Genomic DNA, 13862 nt, shown 5'->3' with positions numbered 1-13862 from the left:
CGGAGGAGCGGAGCGGGGGAGCAAGAACCTGGAAGGGCATCTAGACCAACACCGCACCTTCCACGACGCCGACGGCCCGGAGATCGCGGTACCACCGCTCCACCGGGTGCTCCTTCACGAACCCGTGCCCGCCGAGCAGCTGCACGCCGTCGAGCCCGATCCGCATGCCCTTGTCCGCGCACAGCTGCCGGGCCAGGCCGACCTCGCGCGCGAAGTCCTTGCCGGCGGCCGCGCGCGAGGCGGCCTTCCAGGTCAGCAGCCGCATCGCCTGCAGCTCGATGGCGATGTCGGCGACCATGAACGCCACGGACTGCCGGTGCGCGATCGGCTCGCCGAACGCCTCGCGCTCCTTGACGTACGGCGTCACGTAGTCGAGCACCGCCTGGCCGGCGCCCACGGCGAGGGCGCACCAGGCGAGCCGCGAGAGGCGGACGCACTCGGCGTACGTCGTCCCGTCGGTCTCCCCCAGCACCGCGTCGGCCGGGACCTGGACGTCGTGGAGCTCGAGGCGCGTGAACCCGGCCGCCCGCACGCCCATGCCCGGGTCGGCGACGACCTCGAGGCCCGGGGTCGACGACTCGACGAGGAAGAGCACCGGCGCCCCGTCGAGGGAGGCGCCGACGACGAAGAGCTCGGCGTCGGCGCCGCGCGGGACGGCCGACTTGACCCCCTCGAGCACGAAGCCGTCCTCGGTGCGGGTCGCCGTCGTGGCCGGCGCGAGCACGTCGAAGAGCACGGTGGGCTCCCCGAGGGCGAGCGCGGCGGCGGGCACCGAGTCGTCGGTGAACGCCGGCAGGTAAGTCTGCTGCTGCGCCTCGGTGCCCCACAGCCCGATCGCGGTCGCGACCGACCCGGGGGCGAGCGAGGCCACCGCCAGGCCCATGTCCCCGCGGGCCAGCGCCTCGGCGACCAGGACGCCGGCGACCGCGGACCGCTCCTCGGAGACACCGCCGAGGTCCTCGGGCAGGCCGAGGATCGGCAACCCGACGTCGAGACCGGCCTTGAGGACCGCCTCCGGGGCGGCGCAGGCCTCGTCGGCCTCGGCGGCCGCGGGCCGGAGCACCTCGTCGGCGAGCTCGGTGACCACGTCGACGAGCATCTGCTCGTCCTCGGTCGGGGTGAGGTCGAAGACACCGCTGCGCGGGGTGGCCGCTGGGCGGGCACCGGGTCCACCGGACCCGCCGGCCCGGGCGAAGGTCCGGCTCGCTGCGGTGAGCGTGCGGAACCCGCTGCGCGTGGCGGTGTAGACCGCGTGCTCGGTCTGCTTGCGCAGGCCGACGCGGTCGAGGAGGTCGCTCTGGGCGAGCCGGCTCAGGGCGGCGACGGCGTACCCGATCGGGTCGCGCGTCTCCTTCGTCGACAGGCCGTGCTTCCCGCCGGGCCGGAGGCTCTTCGTCATCGAGGTGACCAGGGACATGCGGTCAATGTAACTCGGAGTTACACATCGGGCTACAGCCGCGGTCGTGGGACCGGTCACACGCTGGCTACCCTCCTCTGCATGCCCGCGCCGTCCCCCGAGCCGACCCCCGAGCCGACCACGCCGCACGGTCCGCTGCCCACGGGCGGCACGGCGCGGCCGATCACCCGGTGGGGCACCCCGGTCATGCACCGGCCGCAGCAGCCGGTGACGGCGTACGACGACGCCCTCCGCGCGCTCGCCGCCGACATGGTGGCCACCATGTACGCCGCCGACGGGGTCGGGCTCGCCGCCTGCCAGGTCGGGGAGGACGTCGCGATGTTCGTCTTCGACTGCCCCGACGACAGCGGCCGACACACCGCCGGCGTGGTCTGCAACCCGGTCCTCACCCTCCCCGAGGGTCGCGACCGGCACCTCGACGAGAGCGACGAGGGCTGCCTCTCGTTCCCGGGGGCGTTCGTCGAGTGCGCGCGCCCCGACGTCGCGACCGTGACCGGCACCGGCCTCGACGGCGAACCGGTGGAGTTCACCGGCGACGGCCTGCTGGCCCGCTGCCTGCAGCACGAGACCGACCACACCCAGGGCACCGTCTTCGGCGACCGGCTGGCCACCAAGCAGCGCAAGAAGCTGCAGAAGGCGCACGACAAGGCCGCCGGCGACTTCCCGCCCGACTGGCCCGCCGGCTGAGCAGGCGCCTATCCTGCTCGGGGCCCCCGGTCGCGGGCCCTGCTCCGGGCCGAGCGGAAGGAGGCGTCATGACCGACCGTCCGTTCAAGCCCATCCGATCGCTCACCGGCCGGGTGCGCCGTCCGCCCCGCCCGCCGCTCTCGCCGCCGGGCACCTCGCTCGCCGTCGAGCGGATCGGCGACCGGGTCAGCATGGTCGACAGCGCCGTCTACCTCGCCGGCGACCGCGTCGCCTCCCCCGACACCCTCGCCGACACCTACCGCTCCCTGCGCGAGCACGACGGCTCGATCGCGTGGATCGGGCTCTACCGCCCCGACCAGCACGAGCTGGGCTCGCTCGCCGAGGAGTTCGACCTCCACGAGCTGGCGGTCGAGGACGCGATCGTCGCCCACCAGCGCCCCAAGCTGGAGCGGTACGACGACACGCTGTTCGTCGTGCTCCGCGCGGCCCACTACGACGACGCCCGCGAGGAGGTCTCGTTCGGCGAGGTGCACGTCTTCCTTGGCCCGGACTTCGTGGTCACCGTCCGGCACTCGGAGTCGCCCGACCTCTCCGGCGTGCGGCGTCGCCTCGAGAGCGACCCGGAGCTGCTGGCGCTGGGCCCCGAGGCGATCCTTTACGCCATCCTCGACCGGGTCGTCGACGGCTACCTGCCGGTCGTCGCCGGTCTCGAGAACGACATCGACGAGATCGAGACCGAGGTGTTCGGCAGCGACCCGCACGTCTCCCGGCGCATCTACGAGCTCAGCCGCGAGGTCATCGAGTTCCAGCGCGCCACCCGACCGCTCGCCACGGTGCTCGACGACCTGGTCGCCGGGTTCGAGAAGTACGGCACCGACGAGGAGCTGCAGCGCTACCTGCGTGACGTCGAGGACCACCTCACCCAGGTGATCGAGCGGGTGCACGGGTTCCGCCAGCTGCTCCGCGACATCCTCACCGTGAACGCCACGCTCGTCGCCCAGCGGCAGAACGAGGAGATGCGCGCGCTGTCGGAGGCCAGCATCGAGCAGAACGACGACGTGAAGCGGATCTCCGCCTGGGCCGCGATCCTGTTCGCCCCCACGCTCGTCGGCACCGTCTACGGCATGAACTTCGACCACATGCCCGAGCTGCACTGGGCCGGCGGCTACCCGTTCGCCCTGGTCCTGATGCTCCTCGTCAGCGTGACCCTCTGGGGCGTGTTCAAGAAGCGCCGCTGGATCTGACCCGCGCTAGCGGCGGGCGGTGACGTAGCAGGCGACCGCGGAGGCGGCGGCCACGTTGAGGGAGTCGATCCCGGCGGCCATCGGGATCACGGCGCGTCGGTCGGCGGCGCGCTCCCACCGCGTCGACAGGCCGTGGCCCTCCGAGCCGAGCACGAGGGCGACCCGGTCCAGGCCGGCCACCGCCTCGTCGACGGGTACGGCGTCGGGCGCGAGCGTCAGCGCCACGGTCGTGAACCCCGCCTCGGAGAGCGACGGCAGGGCGTCGTACCAGTCCGGGAGGCGGGTCCACGGCGTCGTGAAGACCGCCCCCATCCCGACCTTGATCGCGCGCCGGTAGAGCGGGTCCGCGCAGCGGGGGGCGAGCAGCACGGCATCGAACCCGAGCGCCGCACCCGACCGGAACACGGCGCCGACGTTGGTGTGGTCGACCAGGTCCTCCAGGACGAGCACCGACCGGGCGCCCTCGAGGACCGACGCCACGCTCGGCAGCGGCCGGCGCGCCAGCGAGGCCAGCGCGCCGCGGTGGACGTGGAAGCCGGTCACCTCCTCGATCAGCGGCTCGGCGAGCACGTAGCAGGGCGCGTCCGTCCCGGCGAGCTGCGCGGCCAGCCCCTCGAGCCAGCGCGGTGCCATCAGGAACGAGCGGGGTGCGTAGCCGGCGTCGACCGCGCGGCGGACCACCTTCTCCCCCTCGGCGAGGAAGAGGCCGTGCTCGACCTCCAGGTTCTTGCGCAGCTCGACGTCGCGCAGGTCCCGGTAGTCGGCGAGGCGCGGGTCGGCAGGATCGTCGATCTCGACGAAGGTGGCCATCAGGAGAAGCCTGCCGGGTGGGCGACCCGGACGACCTCGCCGACCACGATGATCGCGGGCGGCCGCACCGCCTCGGCCTCGAGCCGCTCCCCGAGCGTGCCGAGGGTCGCGAGCACGGTCCGCTCCCCCGGCATGGTGCCCTCGCAGACGACCGCGACGGGCGTCGACGCGGGCCGGCCGCCGGCGACGAGCGCGGTGGCGATGGCGGGGGCGTTCTCGACGGCCATCATCAGCACCACGGTGCCGGACATTCCCGCCACGGCGGGCCAGCTGACCAGCGACTCCGGGTGGTCGGGCGGCAGGTGCCCGGAGACCACGGTGAACTCGTGGGCGACGCCGCGGTGGGTGACCGGGATCCCGGCCACGCCGGGGACGGCGACCGGGCTGCTCAACCCCGGCACGACGGTGACCGGCACGCCGGCCGCCCGGCACGCGAGGACCTCCTCGTAGCCGCGGCCGAAGACGAAGTTGTCGCCGCCCTTGAACCGCACCACCCGCTTGCCGGCCAGTGCGCGCTCCACGATGACGCGGTTGATCTCCTCCTGCAGCGCGGACCGACCGCGCGGGAGCTTGGCGACGTCGATCAGCTCGACGTCGGCCGGGAGCTCGCCGAGCAGCTCGCGCGGGGCGAGCCGGTCGGCGACCACGACGTCGGCCTCCATCAGCGCCTTGCGACCGGCCACGGTCATCAGCTCGGGGTCGCCCGGGCCGCCGCCGACCAGAACGACGCCCGGCGAGCGGTCCCGCTGGTGCCGGGCCACGATCGTGCCCTCGCGCAGACCCTCGAGGATCTCGTCGCGGACGGCCGCGGACCGCTGCGGCTCCCGCTGGCCCAGCACCGCCACCGTGACGCCGGCGTGCCGGCCGACGGCGGGGGTCCACGCGGTCGCCCGGGTCCCGTCGTCGGCCCGGACGCAGAACACCCGTCGGGCCTCGGCCTCGACGGAGACCCGCTCGTTGACCGCACGGTCGTCGGTGGCGGCGATGACGTACCAGGCGCCGTCGACGTCGCCCTCCTCGAACCCGCGCCGGTGCCAGGTGACCTCGCCCGAGCCCACCATGCCCTCGACCGCCGGGGTGACCTCCGGGGAGACCAGGTGCACGTCGGCGCCGACCGCGATCAGCTGCGGGACCCGGCGCTGAGCGACGTGGCCGCCGCCGACCACCAGCACCCGGCGCCCGGCCAGCCGGAGGCCGGAGGGGTAGGTCGGGAAGTCCTCCATCGGACCATCATCGCCGCCACGGCGCCGAGGAGCGTGGCGCGGGCCCACCCACCGGACTACGTTGATCGTGACGCGTCCGGCGCGCTACGTGCGCCAGCAGCCCGGCGCGAGCCCGGACCGTGACCCCGGACAGAAGACCCCGGACAGAGAACCCCGACAGGAGAGCCATGAGCCTCGACCGCCCGGTCGCCCCGAACCCCTACGACCTGCTGCCCGCCGTGCCGTCGTTCACGGTGACCAGCGCCGACGTGAGCGACGGCCGGCCGTTGAAGGACGACCAGGTCGCGGCCGCGGGCAACACCTCGCCCCAGCTCTCCTGGGAGGGCGCGCCGGAGGGCACCAGGAGCTACACCGTCACCTGCTTCGACCCCGACGCACCGACGCCGAGCGGCTTCTGGCACTGGGTCCTGGTCGACCTCCCGGCCGACGTGACCTCGCTGGACACCGGCGCCGGCGCCGAGGGCGCCACGCTCCCCGGCGGCGCCTTCATGTGCCGCAACGACGGCGGGTCGAAGGCGTTCATGGGCGCTGCTCCTCCGGAGGGCGACCAGGTGCACCGCTACTTCTTCGTCGTCCATGCGGTGAAGGAGGAGTCCCTGGGCGTCGACTCCGACGCCTCGCCGGCGGTCGTGTCGTTCAACCTGGCGTTCAAGACCGCGGGCCGCGCGATCCTGCACGGCACCTACCAGCACTAGTCGCGCCACGTGACCTACACGGATGCGGACCTCGCGGGGTACGTCGAGGAGCTGACCGGTCAGGGCGTCCGGCTCGTCGGCGGCTCGGTCGTCGACATGGCCGGCGTCGCGCGGGCGAAGTACGTCCCCGTGGAGCGCCTCGCCACCTTCCACCGCGTCGGCATGGGCGCCTCGCCCTGCTGGAGCGTGTTCTGCGTCGACGGCAACCTGGCGTTCACCCCCGAGCTCAACGTGGTCGGCGACCTGCGGATCCGCATCGACCCGGCCGACCTGCGGGTGGTCGAGGACGGCGTCGCCTGGGCTCCCGGCGAGTTCCACGACCAGGGCGGCGGGAGCGACGACATGTGTGCCAGGTCAGCGCTGCGCCGGGCCGTCGCGACGGCCGCCGACGCCGGCCTCACCGCGCTCGTCGGCGCCGAGCTGGAGTGCCCCCTGCTCGGGCCCGACGGAGGCCACGCGACGACCGGCGCCCGGTCGCCGTATGGGCTGCGGACCTCGTTGGAGCAGGCCGCGTTCCTGGTCGACCTCACCGAGTCCGCCGCCCGGGTCGGGCTCGGGTTGGAGCAGCTCCACATGGAGTACGGCCAGGACCAGCTGGAGGTCTCGCTCTCCCCCGCCGACCCCCTGCGCGCCGCCGACGACGTGGTGCTCGCGCGGCTGCTGCTGGGTCGGGTCGCGGCCCGCCACGGGATGCAGGTGTCCTTCTCGCCGTACCCGTTCGCCGGCGAGGTCGGCAACGGCGCCCACCTGCACCTCTCGCTCGCCACCGAGGACGGGCCGGTCTTCGGCGGCGGCCCCGGGCCGCACGGGCTCACGCCCGTCGGCGAGGCGGCGATCGCGGGGATCCTCGACGCCCTGCCCGGACTGGTCGGCGTGTACGCCGGCTCGGTGCTCTCCACCGTGCGGCTCCAGCCCGGCAACTGGGCCGGCGCGGCGCTCTGCTGGGGCCTGGAGAACCGGGAGGCGGCCGTCCGGCTGGTCGCCGGCGGCCCGGCCAGCGCCCACGGCGCCAACGTCGAGCTCAAGGTCGTCGACCCGAGCGCCAACCCCTACCTGGCCGTGGCCGCCCTGCTCGCCAGCGCGCAGCACGGCATCCGGGCGGGCCTCCTGCTGCCGCCGGAGGTCCCCGACGACCCGGCCGGGTCCGCGGCGTCGCTCCCGGCCCTGCCCGTCGGGCAGGCCGCCGTCCTCGACGCCTTCGAGGCGTCCCCGGTGGCTCGCGCGGTTCTCGGTGCGCCGATCATGAGCGGTCTCCTCTCGGTCCGCCGCTACGAGGTCGAGACGTTCCCGGACCCGGCTGCGCCCGAGGTCGCCGAGGCGCTCCGGCTGTCCTGGAGCTGCTGAGTGGACCCGGTCGAGGAGCACCTGGCCGCGGTCCGGCTCGTCGACCACCACGTCCACGGCTGGTTCACCGAGCCCGGCGACCGGGCCGCGTTCGAGTGCGCGCTCGTCGAGGGCTCGACCAGGTCGGTGCCGCCGTTCATGTCCGGCTTCGACCTGCCCGTGGGGGTGGCCGTGCGCCGGTGGTGCGCGCCCCTGCTCGGACTGCCGCCGCTGGCCACGCCGGACGCGTACTGGGAGGCACGGTCCGCGACGCCGTACGACGACCTGGTGCGGATGTTCCTGGACGCCGCCGGGGTCGACCGGTGGGTCGTCGACACGGGCCTGACGCCCGACCTCGTCACCGATCCGGAGCCCCGGTCGGAGGTGGTGCGGCTGGAGCTGCTCCTGGAGCAGGTGCTCGGGGCCGACGACGTGCCCGGCGCCTTCCGCGAGCGGCTCGACGCCGCGGCCGCGTCACCGGTCGTCGTGGGGGCGAAGACGATCGCGGCGTACCGCTGCGGACTCGACATCGACTGGACCCGACCCGACGACGCCGCCGTCGCGACGCGCGCCCGCGAGTCGGGGCCGCGGGTCGTCGACCCGGTGCTCGTCGCGTTCGGCGCGCACGAGGCGGCCGCCCGGGGGCTGCCGCTGCAGGTCCACACGGGCTTCGGCGACCGCGACCTCGACCTGCGGCGCGCGGACCCGCTGCACCTGCTGCCGCTGCTCCGGGCGGTCTCGACCCCGGTGCTGCTGCTGCACTGCTACCCGTTCCACCGCCACGCCGGCTACCTCGCCCAGGCCTTCGACCACGTCTCCTTCGACGTCGGGCTCGCGGTCAGCCACCTCGGCGCCCGCTCGGCCGAGCTGGTGGCCGAGGCGATGGAGCTGGCGCCGTTCGCGAAGCATCTCTACTCCTCCGACGCCTACGGCCTGCCCGAGCTCCACTTCCTCGGCTCAGTGCTGTGGCGGCGCGCGATGGCCGAGGTCCTCGGCGGGTGGGTACGCCGGGGCGACTGGTCGCTCGACGACGCGCTCCGGGTCGCCGACCTGGTCGGCGGCGAGAACGCGCGGCGCGTCTACGGCCTGTGAGACGGTCGGCCCATGCGGCCCTCTCGGATCCTCCCGCTCACGCTGCTCGCCGTCGCCCTGGTGGTGCCCCCGGCCCACGCCGCGCAGGAGACCTGCCGGGGGCAGACAGCGACGATCGTCGGCGAGCCGGGCGGGACCGTGACCGGCACCGACGGTGACGACGTGATCGTCACCAACGGCGCAACCGAGACCGACGCCGGCGCAGGCGCCGACACGATCTGCGTTACGGGCGGCTACGCCTACCTGGTCGACGCCGGCGACGGGGACGACGTCGTCGACACCACCGCCTTCGACGACCTCCACGACCAGGTACGTGTCGTCCTGGGCACAGGAGCCGACACGTTCGTCGGCGGGTCCGGCCGCGACACCGTCACCACCGGGACGGACCTCGTGGACGCCGACACCGACCGCGTGACGACCGGTCGCGGCCACGACTACGTCTTCACCGGCCAGCGCCTCCTGGCCGACCAGGACGACGTCGACCTCGGCCGTGGCAACGACCACCTCTTCCTGGCGTCGGACCACAACGGCGGCTCGCTCGACGGAGGCCCGGCGAAGAACGACGTGTCGCTCGACCTGTCGGCCGGCACCTGGGTCGTCGACGACGAGGCGGACGAGCTCCGCCGGGCCGGCACGGTCGTCTCCCGCTGGGCCGCCCTGGGTGTCGCGAGCGTCGACGGGAAGCGCGGCGTCGATGTCCGGTACGTCGGCTCGGGCGGTGACGACCACCTGTTCCTCGCCGTGAACCTCCGCAGTGCCGACCTCGGGACCGGTGACGACCTGCTGTTCTTCGATCTCGGCGGGGTCGTCACCCGCCGGATCGCCGGCGGTCCGGGCCACGACTCCCTGAACGCGTTCGCCCGGACATCGGTGGACCTGGACCTGCGTCAGCACCGGCTGGCCCGGTCGACCGACGGCGACGGCTACCGGCTGGCCGGCCTCGAGTACTACCGGGTCGGGGCGGACCGGGTCCGGATGATCGGTGGCCCGCGCGCCGACGAGCTCGGCTACGACGGCTGCACGGTCCACGTCCGCGGCAACGGCGGTGGCGACCGCCTGCACTGGGTCAACGCTGGCCGCGGGTGTGAGGACCGCACCCGCTTCCGGGTGCTGGGCGGGCGCGGAGACGACCGGCTGCGCGGTGGCCCGTACCGGGATCACCTCGACGGTGGCCTCGGCACCGACCTGGCCCGCGGCCAGGGCGACGTCGACTGGTGCCGCGCCGAGACGGTGAGCGGCTGCGAGGAGCCCTGAGGCCCGAGCGGCGGGGGTGAACCGCCCCGGTCAGTCGCCCGACGCCCGCCGGAGCAGCTCGTCGAACGGGGTCGGGTCGGCCAGCTCGTCCTCGACGGTCCGGCGCCGTCGTGCGGCACCACTCGTGTCGACCTTGCCCATCAGCGTGGCCAGCTCGCCCGCGGCGCGCTCGACCCGCTCCTGGAGCCCGCGGTCGCCGAAGTCGTCAGTCGCGGCGAACACGCCGGTCGGGACGGGGACGGCGCGCAGGTAGGCGAACAGCGGCCGCAGCGCGTGCTCGATGACCAGCGAGTGCCGGGCGGTGCCGGCCGTGGCGGCCAGCAGCACCGGCGTGCCGTCGACGGTCCCCGGCTCGAGGACGTCGAAGAAGCTCTTGAACAGCCCCGAGTACGACGCCGCGAAGACCGGGGTCACCACGACCAGCCCGTCGGCGTCCCGGACCGCGTCCGCGGCCGCGCTCAGCGCCGGGCCCGGGAAGCCGGTGAGGAGCCGGTCGGTGATCTCGTGCGCGAGGTCGCGCAGCTCGACGTGGGTCACGTCGACCTCGCCGAGCGCCTCCGCCGTGGCCGCGGTCAGCCGGTCGGCGAGCAGCCGGGTCGAGGACGGCACGCTCAGCCCGGCGCTGACGACGACGAGTCGGGTCATGCGGACACTCCCTCACGGTCGGTCTCACGGTCGGTCCCACGGTCGGTCGTGCCGGTGACGTCGTCGGCCGGGGCGTACACGGTGGAGTCGTGCCCACCGCCGGCGGCCGCGACCAGCGACGCGTGGGTCGGCGCGTCCGGGACGTGCGCCGGCCGGCCCTCGGCGAAGCCGGCCCGCAGGTCGGGCAGGATCTCGCCGAGCAGGTCCAGCTGCTCCAGCACGGTCTTCAGCGGCAGCCCGGCGTGGTCGACCAGGAACAGCTGGCGCTGGTAGTCCCCGACGTACTCGCGGAACGACAGCGTGCGCTCGAGCACCTGCTGCGGCGAGCCCACGGTCAGCGGCGTGGCCTCGGTGAAGTCCTCCAGCGACGGGCCGTGGCCGTAGACCGGGGCGTTGTCGAAGTACGGGCGGAACTCGTCGACCGCGTCCTGGCTGTTGCGGCGCATGAAGAACTGGCCGCCCAGGCCGACGATCGCGGTGTCGGCCGGTCCGTGGCCGTGGTGCTCCCAGCGGCGCCGGTAGAGGTCGACCATCTGCTTCGTGTGCGCGGCCGGCCAGAAGATGTGGTTGTGGAAGAAGCCGTCGCCGTAGTACGCCGCCTGCTCGGCGATCTCGGGGCTGCGGATCGAGCCGTGCCACACGAACGGCGGCACACCGTCCAGCGGGCGCGGCGTCGAGGTGTAGCCCTGCAGCGGGGTCCGGAACCGGCCCTCCCAGTCGACGACGTCCTCGCGCCACAGCCGGCGCAGCAGGGCGTAGTTCTCGATGGCCAGGTTGATGCCCTGCCGGATGTCCTTGCCGAACCAGGGGTACACCGGGCCGGTGTTGCCGCGACCCATCATCAGGTCGACACGGCCGTCGGTGAGGTGCTGGATCTTGGCGTAGTCCTCGGCGATGAGCACCGGGTCGGTCGTGGTGATCAGCGTGGTCGCCGTCGACAGGATGATCCGCTCGGTCTGCGCGCCGATGTAGGCCAGCGTCGCCGTCGGGTTGGAGGCGACGAAGGGCGGGTTGTGGTGCTCGCCGGTCGCGAACACGTCCAGGCCGATCTCCTCGGCCTTCTTCGCGATCTCGACGGTCGCCTTGATCCGCTCGTGCTCCGTGGGGGTCCGGCCCGTCGTCGGGTCCGGCGTGACGTCACCGACGGTGAAGATGCCGATCTGCATGGTCCGCTCTCTGTCCTCTGCGTCGTGGGGTGTAGTTGAATCACGAACTAACCGGTCAACAGGATCCGCCCGCGGCCTATTCCTGCGACCATCCTCCCGTGCCGGAACCTCAGGAACGCCGCTGTCCCATCTGGGTGCCGATCCTCGTCCTGCTGCTGACCGTCGGCCAGCTCGCCGTGGCGGAGTGGGTGCCCGGCATCGAGCGGTTCGAGGGCAAGGCGTTCGGCGCTCGGCTGCTCGCCTACCCGCTGCTCATGCTGGTCGTGCCGGCCATCTGGTGGCTGGTGGACCGCCGACGCGACCCCCGGGGCGTGCCGCCGTACGGCGCGTTCACCCTGGTCATGGCCCCGTTCCTCGTCGACGTCACCGGCAACACCCTCGACCTCTACGACACCGTCGTGTGGTGGGACGACTTCAACCACTTCTTCAACTGGTTCCTGCTGCTCAGCGGTCTGGGCCTGCTCATCTGCGGGGCGGTGCGGCCGCGCTGGGCGGTCGTCCTCGTCGTGTGCGGCCTCGGCGCGATCCTCGCGATCGGCTGGGAGGTGGGTGAGTGGTGGACGTTCATCCGCCACGGCACCGAGCTCGACACGGCGTACGAGGACACCCTCGGCGACGAGGTGCTCGGCACGCTCGGGGCGCTGTGCGCCGGTTTGCTGGTGCTCTGGCTGCGTGTGCGGCGGGAGGGTCGGGTACCCGCGGGGTAGACGACGACCCCGACGCGAGGAGAGCACCATGCCCGACCTGCCCCAGCCGAACGACGGCACGTCCATCGCCACCTCCCCGTCCGACGAGGCACGGCTCGGCTCCACGACCGACACGGGAGCGCCGGCGCCGAGCGACCGCAACAGCCTGACCCTGGGCCCGGACGGGCCGATCCTGCTCCACGACGTGCACTTCCTGAACCAGATGGCGCACTTCAACCGCGAGCGGATCCCGGAGCGCAACGTGCACGCGAAGGGCTCGGGCGCGTTCGGCCGGTTCGAGACCACCGAGGACGTGTCGCACCTGACGAAGGCGGCGCTGTTCCAGCCGGGAGTCACGACCGAGATGCTGGCCCGGTTCTCGACGGTCGCGGGCGAGCAGGGCTCCCCCGACACCTGGCGCGACCCGCGCGGGTTCGCGCTGAAGTTCTACACGACCGAGGGCAACTACGACCTGGTCGGCAACAACACCCCGGTCTTCTTCATCCGCGACACCATGAAGTTCCCGCACTTCATCCGCTCGCAGAAGCGCCGCGGCGGGTCGGGCCTGCGCGACAACAACATGCAGTGGGACTTCTGGACGCTCAACCCGGAGTCGGCGCACCAGGTGACCTACCTGATGGGCGACCGCGGCATCCCGCGGACCTACCGGCACATGAACGGCTACGGCTCCCACACCTACCTGTGGATCAACGCGGCTGGTGAGAAGCACTGGGTCAAGTACCACTTCCACAGCGACCAGGGCGTCGAGGGCCTCACCGACCAGGACGCCACGAAGATCGCCGGCGAGGACGCCGACTTCCACCGTCGCGACCTCTACCAGTCCATCGACCGCGGCGAGTTCCCGAGCTGGACGCTGTCGGTCCAGGCGATGCCGTACGACGATGCGGCGACGTACCGGATCAACCCGTTCGACCTGACGAAGATCTGGCCACACGCCGACTACCCGCTGATCCGGGTCGGCACCATGACCCTGGACCGCAACCCGGAGAACTTCTTCGCCCAGGTCGAGCAGGCGGCCTTCGAGCCGTCGGCGCTCGTGCCCGGGATCGGGTTCTCCCCCGACAAGATGCTCCTGGGCCGCGCGTTCGCCTACTCCGACACGCACCGGCACCGGATCGGGCCCAACTACCTGCAGCTGCCGGTGAACCGGCCGCGCGTCGAGGTGAACACCTACACCCAGGACGGCCCGATGGCCTACGAGCACCGCGGCGACGACCCGGTCTACGCCCCGAACTCCTTCGGGCGCGGGTACGCCGACGAGGTCGGCGAGGTCGACCCGGGCTGGGAGGCCGACGGGGCGATGGTGCGCCAGGCGTACACGCTGCGCCCGGACGACGACGACTGGTCGCAGCCCGGCGCGCTGGTGCGCGACGTGTGGACCGACGAGCAGCGCGAGGTCTTCGTGAAGACCGTCGCGGGGCACCTGCTCGGCGGCGTCGAGGGCGACGTCCTCGAGCGCGCCTTCGAGTACTGGCGTCGGGTCGACGCCGAGTGCGGCAAGCGGATCGAGGAGCTGGTGCGCGCTGAGGCCGACCTGGGCGGACCCGGCGGCCAGGACGACCAGGCCCGCGAGCACGCCCAGGACCCCGTCGTGGAGTCGAACACGCACGCCGGCTCCTGAGGCTGCGGCCGCAGGTT

Annotated in this window: 13 protein-coding genes; 8 read left to right on the top strand and 5 right to left on the bottom strand. The window is 73.3% G+C overall.

Annotated features, from left to right (window positions below; genetic code table 11):
* Positions 1 to 40 precede the first annotated feature (40 nt).
* Positions 41 to 1417 (bottom strand): acyl-CoA dehydrogenase family protein, encoded by a 1377-nt coding sequence (locus ACILQ5_RS10645; protein ID WP_395657974.1) that lies wholly within the window; start codon positions 1415 to 1417, stop codon positions 41 to 43.
* A gap of 81 nt (positions 1418 to 1498) precedes the next feature.
* On the opposite strand from ACILQ5_RS10645, the gene def reads away from it, so the two are divergent.
* Complete coding sequence (gene def / locus ACILQ5_RS10640) at positions 1499 to 2104, top strand: peptide deformylase (RefSeq protein WP_395657973.1); 606 nt, start codon at positions 1499 to 1501, stop codon at positions 2102 to 2104.
* A 68-nt stretch (positions 2105 to 2172) separates the two neighbouring features.
* Positions 2173 to 3309 carry a magnesium and cobalt transport protein CorA gene (locus ACILQ5_RS10635; protein WP_395657972.1) on the top strand — a complete coding sequence of 379 codons (1137 nt, stop codon included), beginning with the start codon at positions 2173 to 2175 and terminating at the stop codon, positions 3307 to 3309.
* A 6-nt stretch (positions 3310 to 3315) separates the two neighbouring features.
* On the opposite strand, the gene ACILQ5_RS10630 is transcribed toward ACILQ5_RS10635, so the two are convergent.
* Together ACILQ5_RS10630 and cobA are read right to left on the bottom strand one after the other, a co-directional pair.
* Positions 3316 to 4119 carry a TrmH family RNA methyltransferase gene (locus tag ACILQ5_RS10630; protein WP_395657971.1) on the bottom strand — a complete coding sequence of 268 codons (804 nt, stop codon included), beginning with the start codon at positions 4117 to 4119 and terminating at the stop codon, positions 3316 to 3318.
* Positions 4119 to 5342: a uroporphyrinogen-III C-methyltransferase gene (gene cobA / locus ACILQ5_RS10625; protein ID WP_395657970.1), complete on the bottom strand. Its 1224-nt coding sequence runs from the start codon at positions 5340 to 5342 to the stop codon at positions 4119 to 4121. Before cobA ends, ACILQ5_RS10630 begins: the two co-directional genes overlap by 1 nt.
* A gap of 167 nt (positions 5343 to 5509) precedes the next feature.
* Here cobA and ACILQ5_RS10620 point away from each other — a divergent pair, with 167 nt between their 5' ends.
* Genes ACILQ5_RS10620 through ACILQ5_RS10605 form a run of 4 tightly spaced genes read left to right on the top strand, consistent with a single transcriptional unit; the run spans position 5510 to position 9706 of the window.
* Positions 5510 to 6037 carry a YbhB/YbcL family Raf kinase inhibitor-like protein gene (locus tag ACILQ5_RS10620; protein WP_395657969.1) on the top strand — a complete coding sequence of 176 codons (528 nt, stop codon included), beginning with the start codon at positions 5510 to 5512 and terminating at the stop codon, positions 6035 to 6037.
* Positions 6038 to 6046: 9 nt separating this feature from the next.
* Positions 6047 to 7381 carry a hypothetical protein gene (locus ACILQ5_RS10615; protein WP_395657968.1) on the top strand — a complete coding sequence of 445 codons (1335 nt, stop codon included), beginning with the start codon at positions 6047 to 6049 and terminating at the stop codon, positions 7379 to 7381.
* A complete protein-coding gene (locus ACILQ5_RS10610) occupies positions 7382 to 8452 on the top strand; it encodes an amidohydrolase family protein (RefSeq protein ID WP_395657967.1) in 1071 nt (356 codons plus the stop codon).
* 12 nt (positions 8453 to 8464) lie between these two features.
* Positions 8465 to 9706: a hypothetical protein gene (locus tag ACILQ5_RS10605; protein WP_395657966.1), complete on the top strand. Its 1242-nt coding sequence runs from the start codon at positions 8465 to 8467 to the stop codon at positions 9704 to 9706.
* 30 nt (positions 9707 to 9736) lie between these two features.
* Here the strand turns inward: ACILQ5_RS10605 and ACILQ5_RS10600 are convergent, their stop codons facing one another.
* Together ACILQ5_RS10600 and ACILQ5_RS10595 are read right to left on the bottom strand one after the other, a co-directional pair.
* A complete protein-coding gene (locus ACILQ5_RS10600; protein WP_395657965.1) occupies positions 9737 to 10351 on the bottom strand; it encodes an FMN reductase in 615 nt (204 codons plus the stop codon).
* Positions 10348 to 11517 carry an LLM class flavin-dependent oxidoreductase gene (locus tag ACILQ5_RS10595; RefSeq protein ID WP_395657964.1) on the bottom strand — a complete coding sequence of 390 codons (1170 nt, stop codon included), beginning with the start codon at positions 11515 to 11517 and terminating at the stop codon, positions 10348 to 10350. The genes ACILQ5_RS10600 and ACILQ5_RS10595 overlap by 4 nt, the downstream gene beginning before the upstream one ends.
* Positions 11518 to 11615: 98 nt before the next feature.
* Between ACILQ5_RS10595 and ACILQ5_RS10590 the strand changes: the two genes are divergently transcribed.
* Entirely contained in the window at positions 11616 to 12224 is a 609-nt protein-coding gene (locus tag ACILQ5_RS10590) for a hypothetical protein (protein WP_395657963.1), read from the top strand.
* A 28-nt stretch (positions 12225 to 12252) separates the two neighbouring features.
* Entirely contained in the window at positions 12253 to 13845 is a 1593-nt protein-coding gene (locus tag ACILQ5_RS10585; protein WP_395657962.1) for a catalase, read from the top strand.
* Positions 13846 to 13862 lie beyond the last annotated feature (17 nt).

Origin of the sequence: Nocardioides sp. (assembly GCF_044226305.1) — a bacterium.
Classification (GTDB): domain Bacteria; phylum Actinomycetota; class Actinomycetes; order Propionibacteriales; family Nocardioidaceae; genus Nocardioides.
This window is presented reverse-complemented; position numbering and strand designations above follow the sequence as displayed.

What these genes read in the sequence shown, in the direction of transcription:
- ACILQ5_RS10645 (WP_395657974.1), bottom strand. Translation starts at nt 1,417, where the DNA reads ATGTCCCTGGTCACCTCGATGACGAAGAGCCTCCGGCCCGGCGGGAAG.
- def (WP_395657973.1), top strand. Translation starts at nt 1,499, where the DNA reads ATGCCCGCGCCGTCCCCCGAGCCGACCCCCGAGCCGACCACGCCGCAC.
- ACILQ5_RS10635 (WP_395657972.1), top strand. Translation starts at nt 2,173, where the DNA reads ATGACCGACCGTCCGTTCAAGCCCATCCGATCGCTCACCGGCCGGGTG.
- ACILQ5_RS10630 (WP_395657971.1), bottom strand. Translation starts at nt 4,119, where the DNA reads ATGGCCACCTTCGTCGAGATCGACGATCCTGCCGACCCGCGCCTCGCC.
- cobA (WP_395657970.1), bottom strand. Translation starts at nt 5,342, where the DNA reads ATGGAGGACTTCCCGACCTACCCCTCCGGCCTCCGGCTGGCCGGGCGC.
- ACILQ5_RS10620 (WP_395657969.1), top strand. Translation starts at nt 5,510, where the DNA reads ATGAGCCTCGACCGCCCGGTCGCCCCGAACCCCTACGACCTGCTGCCC.
- ACILQ5_RS10605 (WP_395657966.1), top strand. Translation starts at nt 8,465, where the DNA reads ATGCGGCCCTCTCGGATCCTCCCGCTCACGCTGCTCGCCGTCGCCCTG.
- ACILQ5_RS10600 (WP_395657965.1), bottom strand. Translation starts at nt 10,351, where the DNA reads ATGACCCGACTCGTCGTCGTCAGCGCCGGGCTGAGCGTGCCGTCCTCG.
- ACILQ5_RS10595 (WP_395657964.1), bottom strand. Translation starts at nt 11,517, where the DNA reads ATGCAGATCGGCATCTTCACCGTCGGTGACGTCACGCCGGACCCGACG.
- ACILQ5_RS10585 (WP_395657962.1), top strand. Translation starts at nt 12,253, where the DNA reads ATGCCCGACCTGCCCCAGCCGAACGACGGCACGTCCATCGCCACCTCC.